Annotated in this window: 26 protein-coding genes and 1 pseudogene; 17 read left to right on the top strand and 10 right to left on the bottom strand. The window is 67.8% G+C overall.

What is annotated here, in order from left to right; genetic code table 11:
* The first annotated feature begins 79 nt into the window (after positions 1-79).
* From FHS22_RS37410 to FHS22_RS23005, 8 genes are all read left to right on the top strand, one after another.
* A complete protein-coding gene (locus FHS22_RS37410) occupies positions 80-328 on the top strand; it encodes a hypothetical protein (protein WP_221473977.1) in 249 nt (82 codons plus the stop codon).
* Positions 329-650: 322 nt separating this feature from the next.
* Complete coding sequence (locus FHS22_RS23035; protein WP_184944713.1) at positions 651-1,040, top strand: very short patch repair endonuclease; 390 nt, start codon at positions 651-653, stop codon at positions 1,038-1,040.
* 536 nt (positions 1,041-1,576) lie between these two features.
* The gene (locus tag FHS22_RS23030; protein ID WP_184944711.1) at positions 1,577-4,135 is read left to right on the top strand and encodes a Z1 domain-containing protein; all 2,559 of its coding nucleotides are present in this window, start codon (positions 1,577-1,579) and stop codon (positions 4,133-4,135) included.
* Positions 4,132-5,118 carry a PD-(D/E)XK motif protein gene (locus FHS22_RS23025; protein WP_184944709.1) on the top strand — a complete coding sequence of 329 codons (987 nt, stop codon included), beginning with the start codon at positions 4,132-4,134 and terminating at the stop codon, positions 5,116-5,118. Before FHS22_RS23030 ends, FHS22_RS23025 begins: the two co-directional genes overlap by 4 nt.
* Complete coding sequence (locus FHS22_RS23020) at positions 5,115-6,986, top strand: hypothetical protein (protein ID WP_184944707.1); 1,872 nt, start codon at positions 5,115-5,117, stop codon at positions 6,984-6,986. Before FHS22_RS23025 ends, FHS22_RS23020 begins: the two co-directional genes overlap by 4 nt.
* Positions 6,987-7,038: 52 nt before the next feature.
* The gene (locus FHS22_RS23015) at positions 7,039-7,863 is read left to right on the top strand and encodes a hypothetical protein (protein ID WP_184944705.1); all 825 of its coding nucleotides are present in this window, start codon (positions 7,039-7,041) and stop codon (positions 7,861-7,863) included.
* Positions 7,860-8,609: a DUF6339 family protein gene (locus FHS22_RS23010; protein WP_184944703.1), complete on the top strand. Its 750-nt coding sequence runs from the start codon at positions 7,860-7,862 to the stop codon at positions 8,607-8,609. Before FHS22_RS23015 ends, FHS22_RS23010 begins: the two co-directional genes overlap by 4 nt.
* Before the next feature lie 233 nt (positions 8,610-8,842).
* Positions 8,843-10,198, top strand: coding sequence for a DNA cytosine methyltransferase (locus tag FHS22_RS23005; protein ID WP_184944702.1), 1,356 nt, complete (start codon positions 8,843-8,845; stop codon positions 10,196-10,198).
* Positions 10,199-10,218: 20 nt separating this feature from the next.
* Here FHS22_RS23005 and FHS22_RS23000 read toward each other — a convergent pair whose 3' ends face one another.
* Together FHS22_RS23000 and FHS22_RS22995 are read right to left on the bottom strand one after the other, a co-directional pair.
* A complete protein-coding gene (locus FHS22_RS23000; RefSeq protein ID WP_184944700.1) occupies positions 10,219-10,440 on the bottom strand; it encodes a DUF397 domain-containing protein in 222 nt (73 codons plus the stop codon).
* 30 nt (positions 10,441-10,470) lie between these two features.
* The gene (locus tag FHS22_RS22995) at positions 10,471-11,319 is read right to left on the bottom strand and encodes a helix-turn-helix domain-containing protein (RefSeq protein ID WP_184944786.1); all 849 of its coding nucleotides are present in this window, start codon (positions 11,317-11,319) and stop codon (positions 10,471-10,473) included.
* Positions 11,320-11,517: 198 nt separating this feature from the next.
* On the opposite strand from FHS22_RS22995, the gene FHS22_RS22990 reads away from it, so the two are divergent.
* The 3 genes from FHS22_RS22990 to FHS22_RS22980 all read left to right on the top strand — a co-directional run bounded on the left by FHS22_RS22990 (position 11,518) and on the right by FHS22_RS22980 (position 12,829).
* The gene (locus FHS22_RS22990; RefSeq protein WP_184944698.1) at positions 11,518-11,805 is read left to right on the top strand and encodes a hypothetical protein; all 288 of its coding nucleotides are present in this window, start codon (positions 11,518-11,520) and stop codon (positions 11,803-11,805) included.
* Positions 11,802-12,260 carry an ATP-binding protein gene (locus FHS22_RS22985; protein WP_184944696.1) on the top strand — a complete coding sequence of 153 codons (459 nt, stop codon included), beginning with the start codon at positions 11,802-11,804 and terminating at the stop codon, positions 12,258-12,260. The genes FHS22_RS22990 and FHS22_RS22985 overlap by 4 nt, the downstream gene beginning before the upstream one ends.
* Before the next feature lie 179 nt (positions 12,261-12,439).
* A complete protein-coding gene (locus FHS22_RS22980; RefSeq protein WP_184944694.1) occupies positions 12,440-12,829 on the top strand; it encodes a hypothetical protein in 390 nt (129 codons plus the stop codon).
* 107 nt (positions 12,830-12,936) lie between these two features.
* Here FHS22_RS22980 and FHS22_RS22975 read toward each other — a convergent pair.
* A pseudogene (locus FHS22_RS22975) lies at positions 12,937-13,938 on the bottom strand (AraC family transcriptional regulator); the annotation flags it as partial.
* Between the two features lie 123 nt (positions 13,939-14,061).
* Here FHS22_RS22975 and FHS22_RS22970 point away from each other — a divergent pair.
* Entirely contained in the window at positions 14,062-14,895 is an 834-nt protein-coding gene (locus FHS22_RS22970; protein ID WP_184944691.1) for an NAD(P)H-binding protein, read from the top strand.
* A gap of 43 nt (positions 14,896-14,938) precedes the next feature.
* Here FHS22_RS22970 and FHS22_RS38285 read toward each other — a convergent pair whose 3' ends face one another.
* Positions 14,939-15,127 (bottom strand): OmpA family protein, encoded by a 189-nt coding sequence (locus FHS22_RS38285; protein ID WP_260408181.1) that lies wholly within the window; start codon positions 15,125-15,127, stop codon positions 14,939-14,941.
* A gap of 109 nt (positions 15,128-15,236) precedes the next feature.
* Positions 15,237-15,662 (bottom strand): VOC family protein, encoded by a 426-nt coding sequence (locus tag FHS22_RS22960; RefSeq protein WP_221473999.1) that lies wholly within the window; start codon positions 15,660-15,662, stop codon positions 15,237-15,239.
* 383 nt (positions 15,663-16,045) lie between these two features.
* Between FHS22_RS22960 and FHS22_RS22955 the strand changes: the two genes are divergently transcribed.
* Positions 16,046-16,813 (top strand): hypothetical protein, encoded by a 768-nt coding sequence (locus tag FHS22_RS22955; protein WP_184944676.1) that lies wholly within the window; start codon positions 16,046-16,048, stop codon positions 16,811-16,813.
* Between the two features lie 40 nt (positions 16,814-16,853).
* Here FHS22_RS22955 and FHS22_RS22950 read toward each other — a convergent pair whose 3' ends face one another.
* Positions 16,854-17,438, bottom strand: coding sequence for an OmpA family protein (locus FHS22_RS22950; RefSeq protein WP_184944674.1), 585 nt, complete (start codon positions 17,436-17,438; stop codon positions 16,854-16,856).
* The gene (locus FHS22_RS22945) at positions 17,422-17,982 is read right to left on the bottom strand and encodes a hypothetical protein (RefSeq protein ID WP_184944673.1); all 561 of its coding nucleotides are present in this window, start codon (positions 17,980-17,982) and stop codon (positions 17,422-17,424) included. The genes FHS22_RS22950 and FHS22_RS22945 overlap by 17 nt, the downstream gene beginning before the upstream one ends.
* A 167-nt stretch (positions 17,983-18,149) precedes the next feature.
* Here FHS22_RS22945 and FHS22_RS22940 point away from each other — a divergent pair, with 167 nt between their 5' ends.
* Both FHS22_RS22940 and FHS22_RS22935 read left to right on the top strand, forming a co-directional pair.
* Positions 18,150-19,145 (top strand): hypothetical protein, encoded by a 996-nt coding sequence (locus FHS22_RS22940; RefSeq protein ID WP_260408180.1) that lies wholly within the window; start codon positions 18,150-18,152, stop codon positions 19,143-19,145.
* Positions 19,146-19,230: 85 nt separating this feature from the next.
* Positions 19,231-19,383 carry a hypothetical protein gene (locus FHS22_RS22935; RefSeq protein WP_260408179.1) on the top strand — a complete coding sequence of 51 codons (153 nt, stop codon included), beginning with the start codon at positions 19,231-19,233 and terminating at the stop codon, positions 19,381-19,383.
* Between the two features lie 311 nt (positions 19,384-19,694).
* Here FHS22_RS22935 and FHS22_RS22930 read toward each other — a convergent pair whose 3' ends face one another.
* From FHS22_RS22930 to FHS22_RS22920, 3 genes are all read right to left on the bottom strand, one after another.
* Positions 19,695-20,345, bottom strand: a complete 651-nt coding sequence (locus FHS22_RS22930; RefSeq protein WP_184944671.1) for a TetR/AcrR family transcriptional regulator — start codon at positions 20,343-20,345, stop codon at positions 19,695-19,697.
* A complete protein-coding gene (locus FHS22_RS22925) occupies positions 20,342-20,875 on the bottom strand; it encodes an SRPBCC domain-containing protein (protein WP_184944669.1) in 534 nt (177 codons plus the stop codon). The genes FHS22_RS22930 and FHS22_RS22925 overlap by 4 nt, the downstream gene beginning before the upstream one ends.
* A 71-nt stretch (positions 20,876-20,946) precedes the next feature.
* Positions 20,947-22,605 carry an alpha-amylase family protein gene (locus FHS22_RS22920; protein ID WP_184944667.1) on the bottom strand — a complete coding sequence of 553 codons (1,659 nt, stop codon included), beginning with the start codon at positions 22,603-22,605 and terminating at the stop codon, positions 20,947-20,949.
* Between the two features lie 101 nt (positions 22,606-22,706).
* Between FHS22_RS22920 and FHS22_RS22915 the strand changes: the two genes are divergently transcribed.
* Both FHS22_RS22915 and secD read left to right on the top strand, forming a co-directional pair.
* A complete protein-coding gene (locus FHS22_RS22915; protein WP_184944665.1) occupies positions 22,707-23,105 on the top strand; it encodes a hypothetical protein in 399 nt (132 codons plus the stop codon).
* 69 nt (positions 23,106-23,174) lie between these two features.
* Positions 23,175-25,544: a protein translocase subunit SecD gene (gene secD / locus FHS22_RS22910; protein ID WP_184944663.1), complete on the top strand. Its 2,370-nt coding sequence runs from the start codon at positions 23,175-23,177 to the stop codon at positions 25,542-25,544.
* Positions 25,545-25,595 lie beyond the last annotated feature (51 nt).

Genomic DNA, 25,595 nt, shown 5'->3' with positions numbered 1-25,595 from the left:
CCGGGGGGAAGAAGGACACCATGAAGCACGAGTATGAGGCCACGATCCTGTTCGTCCACGGCGCGACCTCCGGGCCAGGTTGACCGCTCTGGGCACCGTCCAGGCCTTCCCCCGCATCCTCCTCACCCGCAGCATCTTCAAGAGCGACACCTTCAGCAGCGGCCGGTGTCCGCCTGCGCGACGAGGGGACTCCTCGACCCTCACGCTTAAGCAGGTCACGAACACCACCGTCATCGACGGCACCACCGAGATCGAGGCAGAGGTCAGCGACCTGCACGCCATGGCCGAGGTGCTCCACCACCTCGGCCTGCGCGAAGCTCGCTACTAGCGAACTACCGCAAGGATTGGGGTCTGGACGACATCGCCTTCGACATCGACACCTGGCCCGACCTGCCGACCTCCATCGAAATCGAAGAGCCGGACGAAGAGACGGTCCTCCGGGCCGCGTCCCTCCTCGGGTTCGACTACTCCGAAGCCCGATTCGACAACATCAACGAGATGCACATTGGAAGATCAGCCTGAGCTCAGATTGACAGGAACACGGAAATACACATAGCACTGCGCAAGGCAGAGGACTATATGTATTAAATTTTGAAGGAAAGCAAGCTTTGACGCAACCATTGACCACCACTCCTGCAACAAGTAGCCGAATGAGCCGCCAGCGCAGCCGCAACACGCAGATTGAAATATTAATCCGCAAGAAGCTTCACCACGCGGGTCTCCGCTTCCGGGTGCACCGGCGGCCCATACCCGACCTGAACCGCGAGGCCGATATCGTGTTCGGGCCTGCGCGCGTGGCTGTCTTCGTGGATGGATGCTACTGGCACGGCTGCCCCGAGCATGCAACATGGCCCAAAACAAACGCGGACTTCTGGCGCGAGAAGATCACACGCAATCGGGAACGCGATCAGGACACCGACCGCAAGTTGACCGACGCCGGCTGGATGCCTGTCCGTGTATGGGAGCACGAAGACCCGGCCGAGGCAGTTAAGACCATCGTCGCCGTTGTGCGAGAGCGACGAGAGTTGTTCAAAGCATGATGTCCTTCACTTCATGCTCATCACACTTGAGCCTGGCGTCACTGCCCTGCCGAGCCGACAGGCTCGCCACCCATATCTCATAATTGATGATTCATGCCGTTTAACGAGTATCCTGGACAAGTGATTTCCGATAGCTGTGAATCAAAGATAATTCGCTATCGACCTTGTTGAGTCAACCTGAAGTTGGCGGCAACGCGGAACGCTTCCCGTCCCTCTCTAGCTGAGTGGGCATCGGCCGGGTACTCTCACGATCGGGTTCGTCGGTCAGCAAGGAGGTAGGGCTGTCAGCCACAGAGCGCGCTGTTGGCAGGACCGGAGATGCCGGCTCTGTGCCATAGCCCTGTCCGGCGCAGGTGCGGTAGATGGCCGACTCGAGCTCAGCGTCCTTGCGCCGTCGAACAATGAAGCCGACCGGAGCCGACACAGGACAGTGTGGCACAAATCCACCGATCGATGCGCTCATCGTCAGGGACCGCTTCTTCTCCCGGCTTCTTCTCGACTAAGTTTCTCCCAAAAGACTGGAAAGGTGGTAGATCTTGAGCCTGTACACCGTCTTCGCGGACTGGGCCAGGCGAAACGGCGTCGAGGCGGCTGCGGCCAGCTTTTCGGAGTCGTTGCCGGAAGCTCTCGTCGATAAATTCCGACGTCAGTTCGAGACAGACAAGGCGAAGGTACAGGCTGGCGGCCCACCCATCATCACGGCCGGATCGGATGACTGGTACAGCGGACCAGGGGAGTCCGACCGCTACTGGTTGGCGTTGAAGGATCGCTTCAGCACTGAAGAGTGGCCGGACGAGCGGATTGCCTCCGTGGACCATTCGTCCAGCACCGTCGTCGCCCATACCCCCCGACCGGACCGTTCCAAATGGGACGCGAAGGGACTCGTCGTCGGTTACGTGCAGAGCGGGAAGACCACCAACTTCACCGCCGTCATCGCAAAGCTGGCGGATGTGCAGTATCGCCTCGTCATCGTGCTCTCCGGCATCCACAATGGACTGCGCCGCCAGACTCAGGTGCGCCTGGATCAGTACCTGAAGGACCTCAACCCCGATCGTTGGGTGACACTGACCGAGGAGTCCCGCGACTTCGTCAAACCGTCGCACGACGCCTCAGCCGCACTCAGTCCGGAAAAGACAGTCTTGGCAGTGGTCAAGAAGAACGCCGCCGTGTTGGGCAAGCTCATCAAGTGGCTGGACACACCCAACGGCCGCAAAGCGCTCGAGTCCGCGCCGGTATTGATTATCGACGACGAGGCGGATCAGGCCTCGGTAGCCACAGGTCGGATCAACCCACTCATCCGAAGGCTCTTGGGGCTGATGCCCCGGTGCACGTATGTCGGATACACCGCAACACCTTTCGCCAACGTCTTCGTGGATCCCACACAGGACGACCTGTATCCGAAGTCATTCATTCTTAATCTGCCGCGTCCCGACGGATACTTCGGCCCCGAGAAGATTTTCGGCCGTGACGCGGTCGAGTGGGAGACGGCCGATGAGCAGGGACCTCCGGACGGTTATGACATGGTCCGTCTCGTCGCAGAGGATGATGTCCCTCTACTGCGTCCTGGGAGCAAGGAATCGGCAGACGGGTTCGCCCCCACCATGATCGACGAGCTGGTGGCGGCCGTCCATTGGTTCTGGCTGGCCACAGCAGCTCGCCGGGCGCGCGGTGACATCGGCCACAGCACAATGCTCATTCACACGTCCGTCAAGATCGCGGTTCACGAGAGCTACAAAGCACCTTTGGAAGCGCTACGACGGAAGGCCATGGACGGACTTGCCTCCGGCAATTTCGAGATTCTCGACGAGTGGCGCAACCTGTGGGAGAAGGAATCTTCACGAGTGCCGGCGGAGGACTTCAAACGGGAACAGAACTCATTCGATGACGTACTGCCGCACCTGAACGAGGTTATTGCCGCCACGCGCGTCGTCCTTGACAACTACCGGAGCCAGGACCGACTCGACTACTCCGATCCCTCGGTGGTTGCCATCGCCGTAGGGGGGAACACTCTTTCTCGAGGATTGACCCTGGAGGGACTCGTCGTCAGTTTCTTCGTCAGAGGGGCGACGGCCTACGACACTCTGCTTCAGATGGGCCGCTGGTTCGGGTACAGAACCGGGTTTGAGGATCTGCCGAGGATCTGGATGACACCGAGTCTCTCCGCAGCGTTCCGGCACCTCGCTACCGTCGAACACGAGATGCGGGACGACATCGATCGTTATCAGCGGGAGAATCTGACACCGACCCAGGTAGCGGTGAGGATCCGAACGCATCCATCCCTGCGGATCACAGCCAAAATGGGGGCTGCCCAACCGGCTTTCATCTCCTACGCCGGACGTCGATTGCAGACCCGGTACTTCAGACACAGGGATTCCGAGTGGCTGGACGGCAACCGTCAGGCAGCGGAGAATCTGGTCCAGGAGGCAGTCCGGCACGGTCGACTCGAGGACGTGGGTGGGGCCCGGCTGATTCGAGATGTCCCCGTGTCGCTCGTGAAGACCTTCCTCACGCGCTACCAGATACACGAGGACTCACCGGATCTGGAGCCGGAACTTATGGTCAAGTACATCGACCGACAGCTCACCAGTGATCCGCCGAGCCTAGCGACATGGTCTGTCGCCATCGTCATCGGAGAGGGTGGAGCTGCGACTCTGGGTGGCCTAGGCATCAATTACTCGATCCGGTCTCGGCTGAACGACGGTCAAGCCGAGCGAGCCGACATCAAGACACTGATGAGCAAACAGGACCGGGCGCTCGATCTTGGTCTGACAACCGCGGAAGCGAGGGCGAAGAGTGAGGACGAACTCGTCGCACTACGCAACAACGATCCCGTTTGCCGTGACCGGGGCCTGGTCGTCCTTTACCTGATCGAGCCGACGAGTGAGCCCGTCAACCCGAAGCAGGGCACTGACACGGCACGTCAGCTGCGCACTGCGCTCGGTGCGGCGCGGGCAGTGGTCGGTATGGGCATCACCTTCCCCGGAGATGTACAGACCAAGACCGTCAAAGCCACCCATGTCGCGGTGGATCTCACCGACGTCGAGAGCGAAAACGTCGACGAGGCTCTCGACGTCGACACCGAGGAGATGGCGTGACGGAGATCGAACCGACCATGTTGGAGCGTGCGTGGGCGGTTCTGATGCCGCCGCGCGCGAAGGAGCTTGCCTCCTTCCCTTTGGAAGTCATCTGCGGTGCGCAGCCATGCCGCGTGGCGCTCGACGGCGCGGGCACTCGTCATCTCCTTGTTCCCGTCGGCGACGAGACCGTGTCCGTCGACCCCAGGCCAGCGGTGCTCGGAATGGCTATTCGCAAACTGCACTTCGGAGGTCCTGCCGCCACCTACGTCGATGTGTCGTGTGCCGAGTCGGATCTCTTCCCGGAGTTCGATGAGGTCATGATCGACGTGTTGGAGGCTGTTTCAGGATCGCAACGGCCGGCGTCGGCGGCAATCGGTGCCGTCACGCGATGGCGAAGGCTCTTCCGGAGCAGTCTGCTTCGCGGTCTATCACGTCAGGCTAAGCTGGGCCTCTTCGCGGAAATCACCGTTCTTTTATCTCTCGTCGAGGCGAACCCCACGTTTCCTGTGGATTCATGGCGAGGACCGCTTAATGAGCCGCACGACTTTGAAGCAGCCACTCGTTGTATTGAGGTAAAGGGCCTGAGTGCCATAAGCGACAGCATCATCGTCCATGGATTGGAGCAGCTGAACACTCACGACGGGCGACCGTTGGACCTCATACTTTTGAATGTGGTGGAAGACCCCGACGGGCGGACTGTGAACGACCTCGTCGACCGACTCCGCGGCAGGGTAGCATCGCGAGCGGATCTCCGTGCGCGCTTGTCGGCGGCGGGGTGGTCGGACCAACCCGACCGACCCGACCCCGACACGTTCACGATCGGCGAGGTACGTAGGCTCGTCGTCGACTTCGACACACCCCGCCTCGTCCCGTCGTCCCTCGTTGCAGGTTCGCTTTCGAATGGCATCGGAAACCTCAGTTACAAGGTTGATCTCGCCGCGTTGCTTCCGTTTAGCACCGGGGCGTCGTTGGACGAGATCGCCGAGGAGGCCGTTCGTTGAGTATTCGCTGGTGGTCGCAGCCGTTCGCACCGGAAGGTTCAGCCGCAGCGGAAGGCATCGTCAAGCAGTTGGGGCGACCTGCGCTTGATCCGCTGACTGTCCTGGTACGAGAAGCGGCGCAGAACAGTTGGGATGCACACCTATCTGACGGCGTGGTGGAGTTCCGTGTCGATATCCGTGTCCTCGGTGACGATGTCGGCGCATGGCGTGAATTGCTGCTGCCCGAACCATCGAGCGAGTCGAACGTTGACCTCGATAGGGCTCTTCATCCCGAATCCATCGTGCTGGTGGTCTCCGATCGGAACACCAGAGGGCTGGGCGGTCCGCTCCGCGCCAGTGAGCGGGCACGCGGCGAGGAGACATCGGACTTCGTGCAGTTTCTTCGGAACGTCGGAGAACCGAGCGATCATCAGTTCGGCGGGGGTACGTACGGATTCGGGAAGGGCATCTTCTATCAACTCAGTCGAGCTGGTGCGATTCTCGTAGATACTCACACGGCCGCAGATGATCCCACCGGTCGTCGATTGATGGGTGCCGCGCTCGGACACAGTTGGTATCTCGGCGACCGCCGTTTCACCGGTCGCCACTGGTGGGGGCTCGTGGCAGCAGACGATGTGCCCGACCCGGTCCTCGCCGTACAAGCGAACGAAATTTCGAAGGTCCTGAAGTTGCCAGGATTCGCGGACGGCCGCACTGGCACGGACATCGTGATCCTGGCCGCCGACCTGGGACCCACCCGGCCTGAGCCGAACGCACGTGACCGCACACCCCAGGAAGCCGCGACCTTCATCGCATCCTCAATCCTGTGGAACCTGTGGCCGAAGATGGTCCCGGACGAGCATGGGCGACACATGCGCTTCGTCGTGGGCGCCGGCGGACCCGGGGTGCCTGTTCCTGCACCTGTCGAATTCGACGAGCTGGCACCCTTCGTCGAGGCTCTTCAAGAGATCCGGGCGGGCACGGGTACCGCGTTCTCACGCACCGTCCCGCCCAAGCACGCGGGTTCCTTCGCAATGGCCCTGAGCGCCATCGACAGTGGGAGCACCCGTCTCCTGATCGGGGCGGCAAAGCCCTTCGAGGGACCTTCCCATCACGTCGCTCGCATGCGCGTCGCCGAGCTCGTGGTGGACTACCTGCCAGGTCCGCTCCATCCCGACCCGCGTCTGGCCTACGGCGGCGTGTTCAAGGCCTCTGAGGACGCCGACGCGCTGTTCGCATCCGCCGAACCGCCGACACATGACGACTGGGTCGCCAAAGGTCTAAGCGGAACCGCACGAGGGGTCGTACAGGGAGCACGAACCTTCCTGCAGAAGCGGTTGGAAGAATGGCTCGGCCTTGGCCCTCAGGCGGGCGGTCCTGGGGGCCAAGGTCTGGGGCAGCTGTCGGCACTGCTTGCTGGCGTCGTCCCCGCACGGTTGAACGGTGAGCGGATCAGCAAGCCAGATCACGGCGGCGAGGTCACCGGCAGAGGGGGAATCGGCATCGATGGCGGTGGCGGCTCAGACGGCGGTACGACATTGCGGCACGGAGGGAAGCCTCGGTTGGTCGGAGCACCGATGTTGCAGGTTCATCAGGGGCGCCCATACCTGGTCGCCACCGTCAAGGTCCCTGCAGCGGGCGTCGTGAGAGTCCTGTCCGCAGACGTCGAGGTCGTCGTGGAAGGAGGTGGCCGCGAAAGTGAGCCTCCGCTGGGTGCCGCCGTACCGCAGATCATGCAATGGCAGTCGGCCGCTGGAGACGTCGTAATGCGAGGAAAGAACGTCCAAGTGCCCGCCGGAGAGGAATCGGACTGGTACGTCTACGCCACACACGTACCGGACGCCGTCGTGCGCTTCCGCGTAAGCCAGGGGACGTCCGATGCCGGCTGACGTCCTCCCCTACCTGGTACCCCGTACGGGCACCGTCTCGTGGGACCCATGGATGCTGCTCGACGCGGAAGAATGGAGACCGATGCCGGACGCGGTCGACGGTTGGGATCCGGGCACGGACCTGCGGGCCGCACGACGTGTACAGGTCCATGTCACGCGTTTCATCCAGGAGACGGGGCTCGATCTCGCAGACGTCGCCCTGACCGTCTCCTGGACCAGTTCGACCACCGATATGACGGAGGCCGCGCCTCCGGTGAGGTTCGATCCGAACGGCGCGGCCGTCGTCAACGCGACTCTCGTCGGTGAACGCCTGTCCGGCGTTTTGACGCTCCGGAGCACCATCAGTCTGGTTCACCCTTCTGGTGGACGGGGACTGGGCGTGGCTGCGGTCCCCGGGTCAGTACTCGCGGAACACGTTCAGCGGGTGGTGCTGGAGAACGTATCCACTATGTTCCCAGTGCATGAGATCGACTTCTCGCACACACGGCTCTCGCCCACTGCCAGCTGGCATTTGGAGACAAGCACGGACCTGATCGCACCCTTCTACGGAACCTTCCGCGTGCTCATCAATAAACGCGATCGCGAATTGAGCGCAGCAGTCGCCCGGGGAGTCAAGGACAAGCGGCAGCAGGTTCTGCTCGATGAACTGCAGGCAGGCATCGCCACGTTGCTGCTGGAGCTCGCCCTGCACCTCCGCTCCGAACTCTCCGAGCGCGAGGAATGGCCACCGGACAGCGTCGGCGACGTCCTGGCGAGAACTATCGCCGCGTCGCCGTTGTCGATCACCACGCCTCCATCGCCAGCGGAGCTTGCGGAGTTCAGGACCCAGGTCTCAGGTGCGGTCAGGAATCTCGGCAGAGGACGGATCTTCGAGTGAGCGAACTGTGGCCGCACCTTCCCGCAGTTGTGGGCGCAGTCATGTACGCCGAGCTCGCCGCAGGGCGACCTCCTGCCCCACGGGAGAGCCACCCGGACCAGACCTGGGCTCCTGTGGGGGGGCGTGTGTCGGAAAAGCGAGTACGGGAGTTGAGTAACGTAATTTCGACTCTGGCCGGGGAACACGGCTTTCCGAAGCCAGCCGGCCCCGATGCGCGTGTCGCCTTCGACCGAGAGGCGGCCAAGGTGATTCGTGATCAGCTGGATCTGTCATGGGCGGAAGCCGGTAACCGAGATCTCTGGTCCTTCCTCTCGCTCGTGATCCTTCCTCACGTGACCATGTGGCGCTTCGGGCCGGACAACAAGGAACGATGGATCGCAACTGACCTCACTCGGCACACATGGGCCCGGCTCTGGTGGCAGGCTGTGGTGTTCACTGGCCACGAGCACATCCTGGCCGTGCTGAGTGAGAGCGATCTCAACCAGCTTCTGGAACGCCGCAGCATCGGCGGTGATCCCCGTCTTGTACGAGAGATCGCTCGGGCTATCACCGGACTCAACGCAGACATTCCTCGCAGGTTGGTGATCCGCGATGTCACACTCCGGTTGCGTCGATACCTAGCGTTTCTGGACATACGAGCCCTCTCCGACCAGCAGGTCCGAGACCTATGTCATGCACTGACGAACGAGACGGTCACACGTCTGAGAGCCGGCGTACCGGCGCCCCCGAGAGAAGCCCAAGGCTGATCTGGGGCGATGTGGAACAACAGTCGACGCTCATGGATCAAGATCTTCCTGGCTGAAGACCACCTCAGGCTCGACGTTCGTCAGGCTACGATGATCCAGTCGGCTCCAGACAGCTGGATCACCTATGGCAGCAAGGCCCGTGCCTACCGCCGATAGGTCATGCAACACAGGCATCGTTTGCGACTGCAGCCGACCGTAGCGTCGCAACCGCCCTTCGCGGCTAAAATCACCCCATGCACAGTACTGGAACCCCTGTTCCCATCACAGTCGTCGACCTCTTCGCTGGCTGCGGCGGCTTCACCCAGGGATTCCATGAGTTTCGTCCTGATGGTACGGAAAGTCTCGGTCCAGTTTTCCGAAGCATTACGGCGGTGGAGAACAACCCCGCCGCAGCAGCCACATATGCTGCCAACTTCGGCAGCCTTCGCACCAATCCGGTTGGGCCCGACACACGAATCCACGTCGGGGATATCGAGAAGTGGGAACCCACCGAGGAAGATCTTCGTGCAGAAGTGATCATCGGGGGGCCTCCCTGTCAAGGATTTTCTGCGCTGAACCGAAAAAAATTCGGCCTAGAGCGCAATCGGCTATGGGAAGAATTCGTTCGGATTGTTGCCGAAATTAGACCGAAGATTTTCGTTATCGAGAACGTCGATCGGTTCTTGAAGTCGGAAGAATTCCAAAATCTACTCAAGATAGTCCAGCCGGGGGGACTTCTTCAAAATTACCGCCTGGCAACCCCTCCAAAGGGAGAGCCGAACGACTCGCCGGCAAAATCAAGTAATCGATATTTGTTGAATTCCGCCGACTACGGCGCAATTCAAGCACGGCGACGCGCCATGGTCATCGGCGTACGCATGGATGTCTGCGACGAAAAGGAATTTCACTATCCGGCCGCATCCCACGCACCGCGCCCCAAGCCTAAGGCAAAGAGAGGACATCCTGGCGATCAGCACCTTTTTAATGATTCCTCGCAACCGAATCACTGGCTTCCCGTTGACAGTGTTTTCATCGAATCGAAATCCATGCATGTTCAAGGAACCGAACTCCCGTCTCGTCGCGTACGCTTCTCCGAGATCGACGATTACGTTCCAGGCATATTCGCAACTCGAGAACTTCATATCGGCCGCAATCCTGAACTTCTTTCCCAGGCCCGTTATCGGGCGATCCCCGGTGGCGGGAATCGGAACGATCTACGCGGCAAGTGGTACACATCTGATGGAGACGGCAGCATCCGGATTTTTGAAAAACCCGATCCTGAAGGGGTGAGTACGCCCATCGAATACCTGTCTACTGTGAGCTGGGATAATCACAAGACAGGTGCAGGTGATGTCATGGGGCGACTCCGCCTCGGCGAACCGTCGGTCACCATCAGAACCGAATTCTTTAAGCCTGAAAAAGGACGATATTTGCACCCCACTGATCATCGCCCAATTACTCACTACGAAGCTGCGCGCATCCAGGGATTTCCCGTTGAGTTCAGGTGGTGTGGATCGAAAGTCGAGATCGCAAAGCAAATCGGAAATGCTGTCCCGATTCCGCTCGGCCGCGCCATTGCCGAGGCAATCTATAATTTTCTACGAGGATGATCTCGACGAATAATTTATGATTACTCTGCGGAAATGTCGTCCAGATCGCCGAGCTTAATACCAGAGGTGAAGGCTCGCCACTGTTCCGGCGTGAAAATCAGAATCGGACTATGAGGATCCTTGCTGTCACGGAGGGCCACAACGCCGGGAAAGTTGTCAGCCACCTCGACACAGTTGCCGCCGTCGGTGCTGTAACTGCTCTTGCGCCACTCGGCACGGGACCAGTCTGCGTTCGAGGCCATCCCGCGACTCCCTTCTCGACGAGCCCGAGGCTATGAGCTGATCATGGAGGAGATGAGGGTAACCGACTCCTCTGCGGTAAGTGCCCGATTGGTCAGGTTCTCGAACATCTGCGCGTACTTCGCGAGCTCGTCGAGGTCTTCGAGGATCAGGCCGCTGGTGGCCTGTTCGAGGTAGACGAGGTCGGGATCCGCCGGATCGGGAAACTCCAGGAGGACGAACGGGCCATCCATCGCCGGATGGGCCCCGCTCCGGAAGGGCAGCACCTGGATTGTGACGTTCGGCAGTTCGCTCCATCGGAGCAGAGAGGCGAGCTGGCCGTTCATCGTTTCTGGGCCTCCCACCTCGCGCACCAGAGCCGCCTCATCGAGCACCACGTGCAGGCGGATCGGGTCATCCCGAGCGAGCAACTGCTGGCGAGCGAGGCGCACACCGATTTTCTTCTCCATGTGGCCCGCACTGGGACGCATGGCCGTCGCCTCGATCACCGCCCGCGCGTACGCCTCGGTCTGCAGCAGGCCGGGAACGACCTGGACCTCGTACGTCCGGACTACCGCCGCGTCGGCTTCGAATCCGATGTAGGAGTCGAAGCCGGCCTTCATGGTGTCCCGGTGACGGTGCCACCAGCCCTTCTGCCGGGACTCCCTCGCCAGTGCGACCAGCTCCCGCCGGAGCGCGTCGTCGGTGACCTTGTAGTGGTCGAGCAGGTCGCTGACATCCCCGTGGTGGACGCTCACCCGCCCGGTCTCTATGCGGGAGACTTTGGTCGCGGACCATCCCAGAGTGGCGGCCACCTCCGTCCCATTGAGACCGGAAGCTTCCCGCAGGCGTCGCAGTTCGATCCCGAGCCGACGCCGTCGAGCCGTAGGACTGATGGGCATCCTCACCCTCCTGTTGGCCCCCAGCTTGGCAAAGCCCTTCAGCCTGCGCAAACGCAATCGGTCTGAAGTTTTCGCGTGAACGCAATTGCGTGAACGCGATTGCTCATGCATGCTCCAAGCGTACGGCTCGTCACCCTGCGTCAGGATCAGACCTTGAGAACTGCAGGAGGAGCCTCATCCGTCACGAAGGGCCAGACGATGAAGCCACACAATCCGCAGGCGCAGTTCATCCACCTGCTGCGACTGGGGTGGGATCTGCGCAACCTCGGGGTCTGCACCTCGCTCGTCCTCCCCGTCACCGGTCCGCCGGTGCTGGAAGTCATGCAGGCGGGCCGGACGCGGCTGCGTGTCATGGCCGTACGGCGGAGCCGCGAGTGGGTGTTCACCTGGCGGCCGTGGTGGGCGGGGATCCGGTGGCGGGGCGAGTGGGTCTGCGCCGAGGCGGACAACGCGGCCGACATCATCGTCGCGGAGGCGATCGCGTGAGCGCGCCGCAGCGAACCCACCGGGACGGGCCCCGGCAGGCGCGCTACGCCGTACTCGACCAGCTCCGGAACCGCGAGTTCCCCGGCGTCCCCGCCTCCGTGTCGGAGGCCCGCGCGTGGGCGCGGGAGCAACTGGCCGGACGGGTGTCCGGTGACACCCTCGACGTCGCGCTGCTCCTGCTCAGCGAGGTCTTCACCAACTCCGTGGTGCACTCCGACTCCGGTCGCCTCCCGGGCGGGTCGGTGACCGTCTACCTGGGCGCGCTCGACGGTCTGGCCCACGTCGAGGTGATCGACGACGGCTCGGCGACCACCATGCCCTTCCTCCGCGCCGCCGCGCCCGACGGCGAGAGCGGGCGCGGCCTGGCCCTGGTGGACCTGCTGGCCGCGAGGTGGAGCGTCCACCACGACGAGGAGACCGGCACCGCCGTCTGGTTCCAGGTCGAGGACGGCTGAGCCCTGGACATCGGATGCGCTCCCGGCCGCGGCGGAGTCCGCAGTGTGCGACCGGCTCCCGCCGGGCCGGACGGGAGGAGCGTCCCAGCCGGAGGCAAGTGATCTACAAGCGATCCGCACCAGGCTGGGGCCCTGCCGGGACGCCCACCGCCCCGGGTCAGGACACCGGAGGAGGAGCCATGACCGTGTCCCCGAGCGGGACGGAGGACGAGCCCTTCGTTCCCAGGAGGCTCCGCAACCCCGCCGACGACCCGCCGCCGCCACCGGGCCCGCCGATGAACCGCTGGGTCCGCCGCCTCCTGCTGCTGCTCCTGTTCGTCGTCATGGCCGCCGTGCTGGGAACCTCCCTGCGGGGGGTGCGCCTGCCCTCTCCGTCCTCCGACGAGGGGAGCTCCCGGTGTGTGGACACGAGTTCACGGCAGGCCGACGGCACGCACCCGGTCGTCGACGACCGCAACTGCGGGGACGGGGCCGACCGCCGCTACCGCTGGGAGGAGCCCGATCTCCCGGACGGCCGCGACCGCGGGGTCCTGGAGCTGATCAAGGAGCTGCTGGACGGGCGCCGCTAGATCCCGGCCCGGTGCGGTGACCGGAGCGCCCGGGAGACGGAGGCCCCGCGGTCTCCGGGTGCGGCCGTCGCCTCGGGCCTGCGGCTCTCCTCCCGGTACGTCCCGGGCCCCGGCGGCTCCTCCCGGTACGGCCCGGCGGTCGCGACCTCCTTGCGGTACGCGCTGGGGCTCGTTCCCCGGACCCGCTTGAAGGCCGTGCTGAAGCCGAACGCGTCGGCGTACCCGACCCGGCGGGCCACCGAGGTGACCGTCGTGGCCGGTTCGGCGAGCAGGTCGGCGGCGAGCGCCATCCGCCACTCCGTCAGGTAGGCCAGCGGCGGCTCGCCCACCAGCTCGGTGAAGCGCTTGGCCAGCGTGGTCCGGGAGACACCGGCCTCCGCGGCCAGGGAGGTGAGGGTCCACGGCCGGTCCGGGGCCTCGTGCATGGCGCGCAGCACCGGTCCCGCCACGTCGTCGCCGAGCGCCCGGTACCAGGCGGGCGGGACGGACTCGGGCCGGTCGAACCACTCCCGCAGCGTGCAGACCAGCAGCCAGTCCAGCAGGCGGTCCAGCACGATCTGCCGGCCCGGCCGCTCCCCGGCGAGCTGCGTCTCGAAGTAGTCGCGCAGCGGAGCGCAGTCGTGGTGGTCCGCCACGACGAGCACCGGCGGCAGCACGCGCAGCAGCCGCCTCGGCGCCTCGCCCCGGACGTGGTACGCCCCGGCCATCAGCACCGTGCGGCCGTCCAGCTCGCCGGGGCCGCCCGGCTCTCCCCGTCCGTCCCGCCCCCGGCGCCCGTCCGGGCCGCCCGCGTCCCCGGTGTGCGATCCGGCCCTCGCCGCGCCGCAGCGGACGTCGAGCGGCGGGTGCGGCCGCGCGGCCGCACCGGGCTCGTCGGCGAACACGAACGGCTCCGGTCCGCGCACGATCGCCACCTCGCCCAGCCGTACGGCGTGCGCCCTGCCGTTCTCTCCCGGGTGGGTGATCCATCCCTCCCCCCGGAGCGGCACGCACAGCGTCATGGACGGGCCGTCGGTGAAGCGCAGTGCCCACGGCGGCGAGAGCACCGACCGGCCGAAGACGGCGCCGTCGGCGCGCACTCCCCGGAGCAGATCGTCGAACGGGTCCATGGCGCCACGATATGTCCGCGTGCCGCGGTACGGCGCGCCCGCGGCACGGGCCGGACGATCGCGCATGCACGCCGTACGGACGGCCATGTCCCGCCCCCGGCGCCGGCCGGTTGACTGCGGGACATGACGACACATGCGGATCAGATCCTCGTCCTGGGCGCCACCGGCAAGACCGGGCGCCGGCTGGTGCGGCGGCTGCGCGCGGCGGGCGAGGCGGTGCGGGCCGCCTCCCGCTCGGCCGAGGTGGGTTTCGACTGGTTCCGGCCGGACACCTGGGGCCCCGCGCTGGAGGGCGCCTCGGCGGTGTACCTCGTCGCGCCGGACGACCCCGCCCCCGTCCACGACTTCGTCAAGCAGGCGGTCGCCTCGGGGGTGGGCCGGTTCGTGGCGCTGTCCGGGCGGGGCATCGAGCACGTGACCGACGACTTCGGCCAGGGCATGGTCGCCGCGGAGCGGGCCGTACGCGAGTCCGGCGTGGAGTGGACGATCATCCAGCCGAACAACTTCGACCAGAACTTCGACGAGGACCTGTGGCGGGAGCCGCTGCGGGCCGGCCGGCTGGCCCTGCCGATCGGGGACGTGCCCGAGCCGTTCGTCGACGCCGAGGACGTGGCCGAGGTGGCCGCGGCCCTGCTGACACGGGACGGCCACGCCGGGCGGGTGTACGAGCTGTCCGGGCCGCGCGGGCTGACCTTCGCGGAGGCGGCCGGGACGATCGCCCGGGCGGCGGGCCGGAGGATCGAGTACGTGGAGCTGACCCCGGAGGAGTACCGCGGGGAGCTGCTCGCCGCGGGTTACCCGGAGGACGCCGTCCGGATGCTCGGGGCGCTGTTCGCGGTGCACCGCGCCGGGCACACCGCCGAGGTCGCCGACGGGGTGCGGCAGGTGCTCGGCCGGGAACCGGCCGCCTTCGAGGCCTACGCCGCCCGGGCCGCGGCCGGGGGCGCGTGGTCCTGACGGCCGGTCCCCCCGGACCGGCCCCGGCGGGGGCCGTCGGCCCTCAGCCGGAGAAGCCGATCTCCACCCGGCGGTTCCTGGCCCGGCCCTCGGGGTTGTCCTCGCCGTCGGGGGCGGTGTTGGGCGCGACGGCGTCGGCCGCGCCGCGACCCCCGACTGCGACGGCGGGCGCGGGCTGGCCCTGGTCGACGGCAGGTGCCTGGCGGCAGGCGGGGGCGCTGTCATTTCTCACCGGGGTTCCGGGCCCTCACCTAGCCTGAGTGCTGTCCGAACTGACCGACGAACGCGCTGCTACTCGTCACCTCCGGTAATCAGTCAGCCGTCCTGTGCCGCCGGAGCCTTCAGCTGAGCTGTTGGGCCAGTCCGACGATGATGCCTTCGGGGCCGCGGACGTAGCAGAGCCGGTAGACGTCCTCGTACTGCGCCAGCTCACCGACGAGTTCGGCGCCGTGGGTGCGCAGGCGGGCGACGACGTCCTCGATGTCGTCGACGGCGAACATGATGCGGCGAATGCCCAGCGTGTTCGCCGGTGCGTCCTTCGGCTCGGCGCTGATCGCCTTCGGCGTATGGAACATCGCCAGCTCGATCCGGCCGTGACCGTCCGGGGTGCGCAGCATCGCGATGTCCTGCCGGACGTCGTCGATCCCGATGACCCGCTCCACCCAGCGCCCCTCGATCGGCATCTTGCCCTCCAGCTCCATGCCGAGTTCGACGAAGAACGAGATGACTGCGTCAAGGTCGTCGACGACGATGAGGACGTTGTCCATGCGCTGGATCGTCATGCCGGTCTCCTTCGTGTGATACGGCCGCGGCCGCCCCTGAGGCGGAGTTGCCGGGCTGTTCTCACCATCCTCCCTGGCTCAAGGCTCCGCCGTACTGGAACCGGTGGATCCGCCTGGCAGGACCGAGCGCACCTCCCATGGTCGTTTGGCCAGAAGTGCACGTCGGAGAGCGCTCGAGAGCGTGCACTTCTGGCCAAACGACCATGGCTTTTCCGGTTTCCGCCTGCGTGCCGGAGCGAGATGGGAGGCTACGGCTCGTGCTCCCCGAAGCGTTGCGCCAGGGCCCCTTCCGCACCGAGGATGCCAGGGCCGCGGGCCTGACCCGGCGCCAGCTGCAGAGCTCCCGATTCCGGCGGATATATCGGAATGTGTACGCATCAGCTGAGCTTCCCGACTCCATCCCCCTCCGGTGCCGGGCGGCCAAGCTGCTCCTGCCCCGCAGCGCGGTCTTCTGCGGCCCGACCGCCGCGGCACTGTACGGCGTGCCGCTCCCCGAGCACGACACCCTCCATGTGGCCCTGCCATCGGCGATCGGCGAGCACCCCCGCATCCGAGGTGTCCGGCTGCACCGCTACGGCCACTGGCGGCCGGCCGACCTCAGACAGGTCAAGGGCCTGCGCGTCCCCCGCCCCGAACCCCTGTTCGCGGAGCTGGCGGGCCTGCTGTCCCGCATCGAGCTCATCATCGCCGGCGACCACCTCACCCGCTCATGGACCACGCCGGACAAGATCGGCACCCACCTCGCCGAGGCCTGCGGGCACCGAGGCCTGCCCGCCGCCCGCGCCGCCCTCCCCCACCTGGAGCCGGAGACCTACTCCCCGATGGAGACCCGCCTGCGCATGCTCCTCGTCGACGGCGGCCTGCCCCGCCCCCTGGCCAACACCCACGTCCTCGACGAGACCGGCCAGCGCATCGCCCAGCCCGACCTCTACTATCCGCAGGCCCGGCTGACCATCGACTACGACGGCGCCCACCACGACCGCGACCCCCGCCAGGTCCGCCAGGACCGCGACACCATGCGCCTGCTCGCCCTGGGCGGCTACCTCGCCCTCCGGTACGATGCCCCCACCGTCTTCGGCTTCCCCCGCGAGATCGTCGCCGAGGTCCGCAACATCCTGGCCGAACGCTGGCGCTGATCGCGGAAAGCGCGCCACCCGGCCGGTCCGCGCTCGGGTCTCAGCCGGGGAAGCCGATCTCCACGCGGCGGTTCTTCGCGCGGCCCTTGGGGTTGTCCTGGCCCTCGGGGGTGGTGTTGGGGGCGACAGGGTCGGCCGCGCCGTGGCCCTCGACGGTGAAGGTGATCCCCTTGCCGCGCAGCGACCGCTCCAGGAACCGCTGTACGGCCTGCGCCCGCCGCCGCGACAGGTCCAGGTTGTAGGCGTCGCCGCCCTTGGCGTCGGTGTGGCCGTCGACGCGCACCTGCTTGCCGGCCGCCTCGGCGGCGAGGCGCTCGGCGACCTGGGCCAGGCGGCTCCTGGCCTTGGCGGTGAGCGTCGCCCTGTCGAAGGCGAACAGCACGTCGGCCGCCACGATGATCTTCCGTTCCGTGCCGCTGGTCTCGTTCGTGACCGACCCGTCCAGGTTGGCGATGCGCTCGCTGATGTCCAGGACCCGGCCCTGGGCGTCGCGCACCGGGCCGGTCAGGTCGAGAACGGGCGCGGTGACCGGTGGACCCGCCTCCACCGGGAGCACCGCAGGCGGTGACGGCGTGGGGGAGAGCAGCGCCGCGGCCAACGCCAGCGCGCTAACCGAGCGGTACATCGGCCAGCGTCCCGACGTTGGGGATGTGCACGTCCATCGAGGTCACGTCGGCGGGCGGGGCGGCGAAGGTGGCCGAGAAGGCCGCGCTCTCGCCCTCCTTGAGGAACAGCGACCCGATCCTGCTGCAGACGCACGCGCCCTCGCTGTCCAGCGCGACCAGGTGCTTCTTGGCGTTCCTGGTGTCGACCAGGAAGACCCCGTCGACGGTGGGGTGCTGCTGCGGGACGGCCGAGAAGGCGTTGTGCACCCCCCAGCCCAGCCCTCCGTTCCCCTTCGTCACGGTGGCCGTGAAGGTGAGATTGACGAACCGGTCGCGGCGGATGAACTGCACGACCTCGACCCGGAAACGGTGGTTGTCGAGGGCGCCTTCCCGGCCTGCCACGACCTTGTCCGGTGGCGCGGTCGCCTTCGCCGCCGGAGCCTCCGAGGCGGAGGAGGTGAGCTCCACCCGCTCCTTCGGGACCTCCTCGGCGGCCGAGCCGAACTGGCAGCCCGCGACCGCCAGGGCCAGCGCCGCCACGGTGACGATTCTTGTCATCCTCATGAAAGGGGGATCTTAATGATCAGCATTTACCGATTTCTAGTGGAAATCCCATGACTTCGAGCTGATTAACACGAACATCGATAATGCCGATTTCCACCCGCGGAGCCGTACGGCTGCGGCCGGAAGTCTGGACAGGCGGGGACAAAAGCACCACTACGCTCAGGGGCATGTCCGACCAGCTTGCCCACCCCCGCCCTCTCCGCGAGGAGCCCGGCGTGCAGCCGGAAACCGAACTCGCACGGCCCGCTCCCGGCGGGGACCGCGACCGGAGCAAGGGTCGCGACCGGAGCGGGGGCGGCCCGGACGGGGACGGCCCGGACGGGGACGGCGACCGGGGTGACGCCGTCGAACTGCTGCAGCGGATCGGCTCCGTGGTCCTCCCGGTCGGCGTCGCGCTCTACGCCCTGCTCTACCTCGGCGTCCAGCAGGTCTACGGCGTCTTCAACGTCACCCCCGAGCAGGCCGGCATCGACCAGGCCACCATGTTCGGCCGCCTGGTCGGGGCGCTGGTCCTGCTCGTCATCGGCGGCGCGCTGGTGCTGGGCGTCCTGGTCGCGGCCGGCTGGCTGCTGGACCGGCTGGTCTTCGGGCGGTTGTCCATGCTCGCCCGTGCCGTACGGCGCAGGCCCTGGATCGCCGCCGCGCTCGGCGCGCTGTGGTGCGGCGCGAGCTACTGGGGCTTCCTGGGCTACCTCGGCCTGGGCGAGGGGGCCGGACTCGCCTCGATCGTGACGGTCTCGGCCGTCATCGGGGCCCTCGCCTTCCTCGTCCCGTTCCGGCTGCTGCGTTCCCGCCCGGTGGGCCGGGCGGGGATGCGGATCGCGGTCGCCATGTTCACCGGCATCGGGCTCGGCTTCGCGCTCATCGGACGGCTGGAGTCGGACGCCGCCGAACTGGCCGCCACCGGCCGGGGCAGCGTCCTGCTGAGCCTGGCGGGCTTCCAGGACCAGTGGGTGGTCGTCGCCGACGCCGCCGGCAAGCCCCGGCGCGGCGGGGTGCCCGTGCTCCTGCTCGGCGAGCGGGAAGGCGCCTACGCGTTCTACGACTGCGCCCGCCGGGAGACCTTCCGGCTCCCGATGGGATCGACCACGCTGCACCGCTTCGAGCTCGAACCCGACCGCCCCGACGGCTTCACCTGCGGCGACCTGGAAGCAACGCCTTAGCGCCGGATCCCGGGAAAAGGGGTGAAACACCTGCCCCCGCCCGAACAGGTACAGGGTGACGGAGTCCCCGGCGGAAGGAACCAGCGTGGGTCCCCCTGATCCCGAACGGCGCTTCGAGGAGATCTACACCGCGCACTACCCCGACCTCCTCGCCTATGTGCGGCGGCGCACCGTCTCCCCCGACGACGCCGCCGCCCTCGCCCTGCGGTCCCTGCTGCCGGGACCGCCCCGGGCGTGACCGCGGCCGGGCGGACCGGCCCCGGGGACCCCGGGGCCGCGCAGGGGTCAGGCGGTCGCGGTGATCATCCAGGCCAGGGCGATCAGCACGACGACGGGGATCAGCCACATGACGGCCTCGATCGCGAAGTCCTTGTACACGGCGCACTTCTTTCTCTGCGGCGAACTGGGTCGACAAAAGTATCGGCCCGTAGCATAAGGGGTTAAGGGAATTGCCCGCTCGCAAGGTGTGCGCGATCCGGCAGGCCGCGCGGCCCGAGGGGTCCTCCTCCCCGGACGGACGGGGCACGGCTCCCCGGGAGCGCCGGGGGCTCAGGCGCGGCGGGCGGCGAAGGCCCGGGCGCCCTCGGCCCAGGTCCGGTCGAGGTCGGAGCCCTCGGGATAGCGCCCGTCGAGCTCCAGGACCACCATGCCGTGCGCGAAGGACCACAGGGCCTGCGCGAGGTACGGCTCGCCCGCGGCGAGGAAGAGCGGGGTGCCCGACCACTCCTCCAGCCCCGGGGCGAGGCGCTCGCGGGCCAGCGGGCCCGAGGTCGTCAGGCGGTAGAGGGCGGGCCGGGCGAGCGCGGCGGACCGGTAGGCCCGCAGCACGGCCCCGATCACCCCGCCCGCCTCGGCACCGCCCGCCTCGGCACCGCCTGCCTCGGCACCGGCGCCCCCGGCACCGGCCGCCCGGGGTCCGGCCGCCCGGGGTCCGGCCGCCCGGGGTCCGGCGGCCGCGCCCTCCAGGGCGGCGTAGAGGGCGGCCCCCATCTCGGCGAGGCCCTGCTCGACGAGCGCGGCCTCGACGGCGGCCTTGTCGGGGAAGTGCTTGTACAGCGAGGGCGCCCGGATGCCGAGCCGGTCGGCCAGCGCCCGCATGGTGAGGGCGTCGCGCCCCTCCTCCTCCAGCAGCGCCCGCGCCGCCGAGACGATCTGCGCCGCGCGGGGGGTGAGGGGGCTCAGTTCCGGCTGACCGCTCATCGGGCCATCCTCTCAGCGCGGGCCTTGAGGGCGGCGTTCATCCGCGCGAAGTCGCCCGCCACGTCCAGGAGCCTCCCGGCGAACGGGACGAGCGCGCCGGTGAAGGTCTCGCCCTGGACGAACCGGCTCCGGCCGCCGCCGAGGTCCTCGATCAGGAAGTAGTGCTCGCCGTCCACGATCCCCGGCATCACGAACCGGCCGATCCAGCGCAGCTCCCGCCCCGGGACGGCGGCCAGGACCGTCGGGGAGAAGGTCATGTCGTTCCCGCCGCCGGAGAGCCTGTTGGTGAGCCGGGCGCCGGCGCGGGGCTCGCCCTCCGCGCTCACGATGAACGGGTTCCACTCCGGGTAGGCGGCGAAGTCGGCCAGCACCCGCCACACCTCCTCGGGCGAGGCCCCGATCTCGATCTCGGTGCGGATCCGGTGCGGGCGCACCAGGGTCCAGGCGTAGACGGCGGCGGGGACGACGAGCAGGACGGCGAGCAGGACGGCGACGGCGATCAGGATCCAGGCGGGCACGGTTTCCTCCATACGGCTAACGCTGTTAGTCAGAATGTTAGGCTAACAGCGTTAGCTACGCAAGGGGTCCCGCCGGAGAACGGTCAGGAGCCCTTGGCCGAGGCGTCCTCCGGGAGCTGGTCCGGCTCGGCGACCCGGAACCAGCGGCAGCCGTACGGGCCGATGGTGAAGCGCACCTGCCCGTCCGGCGGCACGTCCTGCGTCCCGTCGACCAGCAGGTCGACCAGGACCTTCGAGTCGTCGACGCCGCACAGGTAGAGCTCCACCTGCGCCTCGCGGTCGGCGAAGTTGTGCACGGCCAGCACGGTCCCGCCCTCGGCGTCGGCCCGGTGGGCCAGCACCGCCTCGTCACCGGCGTCCAGGACCTCGTACGCGCCCCAGGCCAGCTCCGGCGACTCCCGGTAGCGCTCGATCAGCAGCGTCACCCACCGCAGCAGCGAGTCGTTGTCCCGGCGCTGGGAGTCGACGTTGACGTTGCGCGGGCCGAACCGGCCGGTGGGGCTGGGGACGGAGACCTTCGGGTCGTCGGAGAAGCCGCCGCCCGGGGCCCACTGCATGGGGATCCGCACCGCCATCCGGCCCTCGGCCTCCAGGTTCTCGCCGAGGCCGATCTCCTCGCCGTAGAAGAGCACGGGCGTGCCCGGCAGGGAGAACATCACGCTGTAGGCCAGCTTGAGCCTGCTCAGATCGCCGCCGAGCATCGGCGGCAGGCGACGGCGCAGGCCGCGCCCGAACAGCTGCATGTCCTTGTCGGGGCCGAAGGCGTCGAAGACCTCCTGGCGCTCGGAGTCGGTCAGCTTGTCCAGGGTCAGCTCGTCGTGGTTGCGGACGAAGCTGGCCCACTGCGAGTCCTTGGGCGGCCGGGGCCGCTCGCGCAGGGCTTCGGCGAGCACCTGCGGGTTCTTGCGGGCCATCGACAGGTGGAAGCGCTGCATGCCGATGAAGTCGAAGCACATGGTGATCTGGTCGCCGTTGCCGTTGCCGAAGTACTTCATCAGGTCCGGGTAGGGCAGGTTGACCTCGCCCAGCAGGATCGCGCTCCCGTCCCGCCTGTTCAGGAAGGCCCGCAGGTCGGCGAGGAACTCGTGCGGGTCGCCGTCGACGCCCTCCAGCAGGAACGGCACCGCGTCCACCCGGAAGCCGGACAGGCCCAGCTCCATCCAGAAGCCGAGGATGCGCGCGATCTCGTCGCGGACCTCGGGGTTGCCCGTGTTCAGGTCCGGCTGGAACCGGTAGAACCTGTGCAGGTAGTACTGGCCGGTCCCCTCGTCGAGCTCCCAGAAACTGTCCTCCTTGTCGGGGAAGACGAGGTCCTTGGGGTCGACGGGGTCGGGTTCGTCCTTCCAGACGTACCAGTCGCGCTTGGGCGAGTCCCGGCTGGAGCGGGACTCCTTGAACCAGGGGTGCTCGTCGGAGGTGTGGTTGACCACCAGGTCGGCGATGACCCGGATGCCCCGGTCCCTGGCGGTCCGCATGAACTCCACGAAGTCGCCGAGGGTGCCCAGGCGGGGGTCGACCGAGTAGAAGTCGGTGATGTCGTAGCCGTCGTCGCGGTCGGGGCTGGGGAAGAACGGCATCAGCCAGATGCAGGTCACCCCGAGCCGGTCCAGGTGGTCGACCTGCTGGGTCAGGCCCCGGAAGTCGCCGATGCCGTCCCCGTTGCCGTCCTTGTACGTCTCGACGTCCAGGCAGTAGATCACGGCGTTCTTCCACCACAGGTCGGCGGTGTTGGTCAGTCGCATTCGGGCGCACTACCCGCTCCCGGGACGTTTATGAGGCCGCGGCGCGGGGATGGCGCATGCCTCCGCGGGAGGAGCACTAGGGTGAGGGGAATCATCCCGGGGTGACCGGCGATCCACCGGAGGGCACCATGCGGCAGCCGAGGCGCGGCGCGTCCTTCGGCTGGCTGCTCGCCCTGCTGTTCCCGCTGCTCGTCTCCGGCGGGCTCGGGCCGGGCGCCGCCGCCCTGCTGCACGCCCCTGCGGTCGCCAAGGCCTCCGGCGAGCACCACCCGCTCTCCCGCCAGGCCCACGCCGGAGACCGCTTCCACGTCGTCGCCCCCGGGCTCGCCGGGACCGGCGGCTCCGGAGGATGGCACCCCGCCGCGGCCGTCCCGCCGGACGCCCGGCGCCTCTCCCTCGCGCGTGGCTCCGGCACGGCGCCCGCGCGCGACGACGACCCCCGCCCGCTCGCGGCCCTGCTGGTCAGGTCCGGCCGGGCTCCTCCCTCCACGGGCGTCTGAGGCACCCGGAACCGCTTCCGGGCGCCTCGCCGTACCCGCGAACATCCCTTCAAGCCCGTGGAGGCTTTCATGACGCGTGCCCCTGTGGTGCGTGCGCTGGCGGCGTTCGCCGTCATCGCGACCTCGCTCTACATAGCGCTGACCATGACCCCGCGCCTCGGCCTCGACCTGCGCGGCGGCACCCAGATCGTGCTGGAGACCAAGGACTCCCCGACCGTCCGGGCCGACGCCGAGACCACCGACCGCACCCTGGAGGTGCTCCGCCGCCGGGCCGACGGGCTGGGCGTGGCGGACGCGCCGCTGTCCCGCTCGGGCGAGCGGCGGATCATCGTCGAGCTGCCCGGCGTGCTGGACGCGACCAAGGCCGCCGAGGTCATCGGCAAGACCGCCCAGCTCACCTTCCACCCGGTCGTAGCGCTGGCCGACCAGGGCACCACGCCCGGCAAGGGCGAGCGGGTCATCACCGACGAGGACGGCGGCCGCCTCCTCATCGGCCCGGCCCGGCTGACCGGCGACGGGGTCAGCGGCGCCGAGGCGGGGCTCGACTCCCAGTCGGGCACCGGCTGGTTCGTCACCGTCGACTTCCGCGACCAGGGCCGCGAGGCGTGGGCGAAGCTGACCGGCGAGGCGGCCTGCAATCCGACGGGCGACCCCAAGCGCCGGGTCGCCATCGTGCTCGACGACAAGGTCATCATCTCCCCGCAGGTCAACGAGGGCGTCGCCTGCAACGTGGGCCTGTCCGGCGGTTCCACCCAGATCACCGGCTCCTTCACCGCCGAGGAGGCGCAGGACCTGGCCGTGCTGATCGAGGGCGGCTCGCTCCCGGTGCCCGTCGAGATCATCGAGCAGCGGACCGTCGGCCCGACCCTGGGCGCCGCCGCGATCGCCGCCAGCGCCCAGGCCGGCGTCATCGGCGTCGTGCTCACCGCGCTGTTCATCGTCGTCATCTACCGGCTGGTGGGCCTCATCGCCGCCTTCGCCCTGGCCTGCTACGCGCTCGTCTCCTACGCGGCGCTGGTGGCGCTGGGCGCCACGCTCACGCTGCCCGGCCTGGCGGGCTTCGTGCTCGCGATCGGCATGGCGGTCGACGCCAACGTGCTGGTCTTCGAGCGGGCGCGCGAGGAGTACGCCGCGGACCGGACCGGCGCGGCGGGCGGTTCCGGTACGGCGGGCGCGGCCGGGGGCTCCCGGGCGGACGGCCCGAAGGCCTCCCGGGAGGCCGCCGCGGCCGGCGGCGGGACGAAGCTCCGCCAGGCGCTGGAGAAGGGCTTCCGCAACGCCTGGAGCGCGGTGGCCGACTCCAACATCACCACGCTGCTCGCCGCCGGGCTGCTGTTCTTCCTGGCCTCGGGGCCGGTCCGCGGCTTCGGCGTGACCCTCTCCATCGGTGTGATCGCCTCCCTGGTCACCGCCATGGTCATCACCCGCGTGCTGGCCCAGTGGGCGGTGAACCGGCGGGCGGTGTCGGCCCGGCCCCGGATCACCGGCCTGTCCGACATCGGGCGGGTCCGCAGGTGGCTCAACGAGCGCGACCCCGACGTCATGCGCCGCCGTACGGCCTACCTCGTGGCCACCGGCGTGCTGGTGGCCGTCTCCCTGGCCGGGATCGCGCTGCGCGGGCTGAACTACGGCGTGGAGTTCACCGGCGGCCGGATCGTCGAGTACGCGACGAGCAGGCCGATCACCGCCGACGCCGCCCGGGAGCTGGTCGGCGACGCCGGGTTCCCCAGCGCCGTGGTGCAGACCTCGGGTTCGGACATCTCCGTGCGGACCGGCCAGATCAGCAACACCGAGGTGAACCGGATCGAGGCGGCGCTGGAGCGCGGGGCCGGGCAGGTCTCCAAGGTCCGCGACGAGCTCATCGGCCCGAGCCTCGGCGACGAGCTGCGCCGCAACGCGCTGATCGCGCTGGCCGTCGCGCTCGCCGCCCAGTTGCTCTACCTGGCCTTCCGCTTCCGCTGGACCTTCGGCCTGGCGGCCGTGCTGACCCTGGCCGCCGACGCCTCGATCGTGATCGGCGCGTTCGCGTGGCTGGGCAAGCCGATCGACGGGGTGTTCCTCGCCTCGATGCTCACCGTGATCGGCTACTCGGTCAACGACAAGGTGGTGGTCTTCGACCGGGTCCGCGAGCTGTGGGGGGCCCGGCCGAAGGAGAGCTTCGCGAAGGTGGCCGGCGCCGCGGTCCTGCAGACCGTGCCGCGCACCGTGAACACCGGCCTGGGGGCGCTGTTCATCCTGGCCGCGCTGGCCGTGCTCGGCGGCGCCTCGCTCACCGACTTCGCGGTGGCGCTGCTGATCGGCATCGTCGTCGGCACGCTCTCCTCGGCGTTCGTCGCGACGCCGCTGGCGATCGTGTTCGAGCAGCGCCACCCCGGCGCGCCGCCGCAGCCCAAGCAGCGGGTGAAGCCCAGGCGGGAGGGCTCGGGGGCGGTGGTCTGACGGTGAACCGACGGCGGTGATCGGTCGGCAGGTGCGGGGCTCCGCGCCGGT

Origin of the sequence: Thiemannella venezuelensis, assembly GCF_014203605.1 — a bacterium.
GTDB lineage: Bacteria > Actinomycetota > Actinomycetes > Streptosporangiales > Streptosporangiaceae > Planomonospora_A > Planomonospora_A venezuelensis.
This window is presented reverse-complemented; position numbering and strand designations above follow the sequence as displayed.